Raw genomic sequence first — 4,857 nt, 5'->3', positions numbered from 1 at the left:
CTGGCCGCGATCCTCGCGGCCGCGGCCGCCGGGGCGGGCGCCTTCGCCCCGCCCGCCGCCGCCCAGACGCCGGTGCCCACCGACGTCACCCTCGACCTCGACAACCCCCAGGTCCCGGGCGACCCGCCCCGCCAGGCCTCCCTCGACGTCGCCTTCGACGAGGACCCGACCGGATCGCTCCTCATGCGCCTCGACGTCGACGCCCCCGACGCGACCATCTACTTCGGAAACGGGCCCGGCTGCGACTCGCCCGACAACACGCCCTACATCGAGTGCGAGAACGCCGACCCCGGCACCGCGAACACGTTCACCTTCACCATCGCGGCCGCCACCGGCACCGACCTCGGCGACTACGACTACACGCTCACGATCCTCTTGGACGGCGCGGAGATCCACAGCGAGACCGGCGTGATCGACGTCGTCGAGGACCGCTACGACGGCGTCTTCCGCGACTACGACCACGAGATCGTCTCCGTCACCGGGGTCGAACCCGGAACGGTCGTCGAGGCGTCCCCGCGGATCCGCCAGAACAGCGCGCTCCCGGACGACGTCGTCGCCCTCGCCGCCCACATCGGCGGCTCGGTCGCGCCCGGCACCCCCATCGAAGGCGCCTTCCCTGAAGTCCCGTGGGACAACTGCACGATCGACATCGTCATGTCCGGCAGCGGCTACTTCTGCGTGTTCACCGAGTTCGAAGACCTGCCGGGCACCGTCCTCGAATTCTCCGAGCCGCTCCGGTACCAGGTCGCGGAGAACCTCCCCGGCCCGCTCGAAGCCTGCGGGTGCGGCTACAGCCTCTGGGCCATGAACCAGGAGGTCCTCGACCGCGACTTCGGCGGACCCTGGTGGGACCCCGCCTCCACGAACCTGCTCACCGTCGAGACCGCCGGCGACCAGGGCGATCCCGATCCCGCCGAGACCGGCTACGGCTCGGTCGACATCGAGACGGTCGCCGCCTCCTTCGACCTCTCGGTCGAGGGCGCGAACCTGAGCGGCAGCGAAGCCGAAGCCACCATCCCGGTGGCGAACGGCGGCCCCGCGGATGCCCCCAACCGGGCGCTCGGCGAGGAGGAACCGGCGTACCAGCTCCGCGGACAGCTCCCGGAGGGCGTCGAACTCGTCGCCGTCGAGATCCCCGAGGAAGGCCACTGGTTCTGCGCCGACGAGGGCGATCTCGCCGCGCTCTACGAGGCCGCCGCCGACGACACCGAACTCGACCGGTTCGACTTCGTCTGCCACTTCTGGAGTCTCGAATCCGGAGAAGCGGTCGACGTCGCGCTCACGATCGACCTCGCCGACGCCACCGGCGAACCCGGCAAGGTCGAGATCGACGCGCTCTACCGCGGCGTCGACGGCGTGAACCTCGACGGCGACCTCTCGAACAACTCCGCGGCGCTGACAGTCGACGGCAGCTCGCTGCCGAACACCGGGAACTCGACGATCACGTTCGTGGCGGTCGCCGCGGGTGCACTGGTCCTCGGCATCGTGCTCTTCCTGGTGACCCGCCGCCGCAACGACCCCGACGAGTCCGCCGATGCCGCCGCGTCCACCGAAGCGTCGGGCTCCTCGGACTCCGGCGCCGCCGACGCTCCGGATTCCTCCAGCTCGTCAGGCTCTTCTGACGCCCCGGATTCCCCGGGCGCTTCGGACGGCCCCGATTCCTCGGGCTCTCCCGGCTCGACCACCTCCTCCGACTGACGTCGTCTAACCTCCCGTGCCGCCGGTCTCCGCGTTCTCGCGCAGGGGCCGGCGGTCGGCCCTGCGCAGGGCCAGTCTGAACAGCGCACCTCCTTCCGGGGATTCGAGGACCCAGACCATGCCGCGGTGGGCGAGCACCACGTCCTGCACGATCGCCAGGCCCAGTCCGGCGCCGCCGTCGTCGCGGCTGCGGGACTCGTCGAGCCGCACGAACCGGTCGAAGATCCGCCTCCGGTCCCCGGCCGGCACCCCGTTCCCGTCGTCGCCGACGTCGAGGTGCAGCCACTCGTCGTCCTCGACCTCCAACTTGACGGTCACCGCGGTCTCGGCGTGGCGCTGCGCGTTGGCCAGCAGGTTCCCTACGGCCCTTGCCAAGTGCCCGCGCACACCGAACACGCTGAGGTCCTCCTCGACTTCGAGCCGCACCGGCACCCGGTCAGAGGCGGCCCGCCGGGCCACCTCCTCGCGCACGAGCTCGGTGAACGCCACCTCGTTGTGTGGCGGCCGCTCCCCGGCGTCGAGGCGCGCCAGCAGGAGCAGGTCGGCGGCGAGGTCCTGGAGCCGGACGACGTCGGCGAGCGTGGCGTCGAGGTCGAGCAGCTCCGGGTGGTCGCGGGCGATCTCGATCTGGGTGCGCAGGATCGCGAGCGGGCTGCGCAGCTCGTGGGAGGCGTCGGCGACGAACCGGCGCTGCTGCGAGACCGCGTGGTCGAGCGCGGTCAGGGTCGTGTTCGTGGTGACCGCGAGGCTGTGGATCTCGTCGCGGCTCGCCGGGACGGGGACCCGCCGGGACAGGTCGCCGCCGGTGATCGAGATGAGCTCCTTCTGGATCGCCCCGACCGGCCGCAGCGCGCGCCGCGTCACCAGCCAGGTGGTGAGCGCGACGACCGCGAGCAGCGGGGGCAGCGCCCACCACATGGTGGCCGCGACGCTGTCGACGGCCTCCTCCTGCGTCTCCAATGACGCTCCTGAGTAGACGGTGTACGCGGTCCCGTCGGGGGCCGTGGCGGTCATGGCCGCGAACCGGTAGGGCGCGTCCTCGTCGGGCAGGGTCACGGTCGCGTACTCGACCGACGACCCGACCGCGCCGTTCGTCGAGTCCGCACTCTCGGACGGCGTCTCGGTCTCGGACGAGTCGTCATCGTCGTCGTCCGCGTCGTCGTCGTCCTCGGTCCGGTCGTCGGAGTCGTCGTCGCTCTCGGTGGTCTCTGTGGTCTCGGCGGTGACGGGGTCGGGTGCGGGGGCGAAGTCGCCGACCGCGCCGAGTCCCGCCAGGTCCTCGCTCGCGGCGACGACATTGCCTGTCGCGTCGAGGATCTGCGCGGCCTCGTCGTCGTCGGGCAGTTCGATCGCGGTCGGCGCGGTGCCGGAGGCGAGCTGGCCTGCGATCGAGCGGGCGCTGACCTCGGCGGTGAGTTCGGCGCGGCCGTACAGGTTGTCGCGCAGGAGCGCCACGACCAGGTACCCGGCGACGATGAGCGCGAGCGCGACGACCACGGTGGCGCCCAAGGTGGTCCGGGCCCGCACGGACTCGGGCTGCCAGAGGAGCCGCCTGCCGCGGGAGCGCCGCGCGGATTCCCGCATTGCCTGCTTTCTCATGCGCTCATCCACCGTTGGCCGCCAACCGGTATCCGGCCCCGCGGACGGTGGTGATGGCGTTCTTCCCGTAGGGCGCGTCGATCTTGCGACGCAGGTTGGAGATGTAGACCTCGACGATGTTGACATCGCCGTCGTAGGCGAAGTCCCAGACGTGCTCCAGGATCTCCGACTTGGACACCACCTCGCCGGCCCGGCTCGACAGGTATTCGAGGACCGAGAACTCCTTGGAGGTGAGGTCGACCGGGGCGTCGCCGCGGCGGCAGGTGCGGGTGGCGGGGTCGACGGCGAGGTCGCCGAAGCGCCACACGTTGGGCCGGGCCGAGCGGCCGCGGCGCAGCATGGCCCTGATGCGGGCCTGGAGGACGACGAAGGAGAACGGCTTCGTGAGGTAGTCGTCGGCGCCGGTGTCGAGGCCCTCGGCCTCGTCGTACTCGCCGTCCTTGGCGGTGAGCATGAGGATGGGCGTCTCGACGCCTTCCTCCCGGAGGGTCGCGCACACCTGGTAGCCGTTCATGCCGGGCAGCATGATGTCCAGGATGATCGCGTCGTAGCCGCCGCCCCGGGCCATCGACAGGCCGGTCCGGCCGTCGTGGGCGAGGTCAACGGCGTACCCCTCGGCCTTCAGCCCGGCGGCGACCACTTCGGCCAGCCGCTGCTCGTCTTCCACCATCAGCAAACGCATGTTCCGAAGCTTGGCACAGCGAACCTGAAGCCAAGCTGAAGCCGGCGCCCCGGCCCCGATTTCCGGCCCTGCCAGCGCGAACACCCCGCCCCCGCGCCTTCCCCGCCCGAACCTGAAGCCGACTTCAGGTGACTTCAGCTTGGCTTCAGGTTCGAAGGCGCAAGGTTGCCGACATCCGAACCGAACGGACCGAAAGGACCAGTCATGAACGAGCAGACTCCCGCCCAGCAGCCCGAGGCCCCGCAGAAGGCCCGCCGCTTCACCGGCCGCCACCGCACCCTCGTGATCGCCGGCGCCGCCGGCGCCCTCCTCCTCGGCGGCGGCACCGCCGCGGCCTTCGCGGCCGACCTGGACGACGCCGACGACCGCTTCGAGGACAACGGCTCGACCGGCACCTCCGGTACCAGCCTCGACCTCGACGACAAGTACGACGACAACGGCTCGGACGACGACTTCCAGCTCCCGGCCGACGCCATCGGCGAAGACGCGGCCGTCGAGGCCGCCCTCGCGGAGATCGACGGCACGGTCCGCGACACCGACCTGGAAGGCACCGTCGACGCCCCGGTCTGGATCATCGACATCACCGACGCCGACGGCGTTGAATGGGACGTCGCGGTCGACGCCCTCGACGGCACGGTCCTCGACTCGGCCCAGGACGACGACTCCGACGACAACGACCCGGACGACGATGACGACGCCAACGACGACGACTCGGACGACCGCTACGACGACGATGACGACAACGACGGCGACGACGACTAACTGACGCCGCCCCCGGCCCGGCCCTCACCGGTCCGAGTATCGAATACGAACGAACCCTCTGGTGTCAGCGCGGCATGCCGCGCTGACACCAGAGGTCGCAAACGGGGTGGGTGGGG

Annotated in this window: 4 protein-coding genes; 2 read left to right on the top strand and 2 right to left on the bottom strand. The window is 71.1% G+C overall.

The annotated features are described in order from the left end of the window. Positions 1 to 1,698, top strand: a 1,698-nt coding sequence (locus DI269_RS04795; protein ID WP_198667155.1) for an LPXTG cell wall anchor domain-containing protein, incomplete at its 5' end; no start/stop codon positions are given. A 6-nt stretch (positions 1,699 to 1,704) separates the two neighbouring features. Here the strand turns inward: DI269_RS04795 and DI269_RS04790 are convergent. Both DI269_RS04790 and DI269_RS04785 read right to left on the bottom strand, forming a co-directional pair. Next, positions 1,705 to 3,282 (bottom strand): sensor histidine kinase, encoded by a 1,578-nt coding sequence (locus DI269_RS04790; RefSeq protein ID WP_112133978.1) that lies wholly within the window; start codon positions 3,280 to 3,282, stop codon positions 1,705 to 1,707. A gap of 19 nt (positions 3,283 to 3,301) precedes the next feature. Continuing rightward, complete coding sequence (locus DI269_RS04785; protein ID WP_112133977.1) at positions 3,302 to 3,979, bottom strand: response regulator transcription factor; 678 nt, start codon at positions 3,977 to 3,979, stop codon at positions 3,302 to 3,304. 204 nt (positions 3,980 to 4,183) lie between these two features. Between DI269_RS04785 and DI269_RS04780 the strand changes: the two genes are divergently transcribed. Beyond that, the gene (locus DI269_RS04780; RefSeq protein ID WP_112133976.1) at positions 4,184 to 4,741 is read left to right on the top strand and encodes a PepSY domain-containing protein; all 558 of its coding nucleotides are present in this window, start codon (positions 4,184 to 4,186) and stop codon (positions 4,739 to 4,741) included. Positions 4,742 to 4,857 lie beyond the last annotated feature (116 nt).

It is taken from the genome of Glycomyces dulcitolivorans (assembly GCF_003265355.1).
Classification (GTDB): Bacteria; Actinomycetota; Actinomycetes; order Mycobacteriales; family Micromonosporaceae; genus Glycomyces; species Glycomyces dulcitolivorans.
The sequence above is the reverse complement of the archived record's forward strand: the minus strand, read 5'-3'. Positions and strand labels throughout refer to the sequence as shown.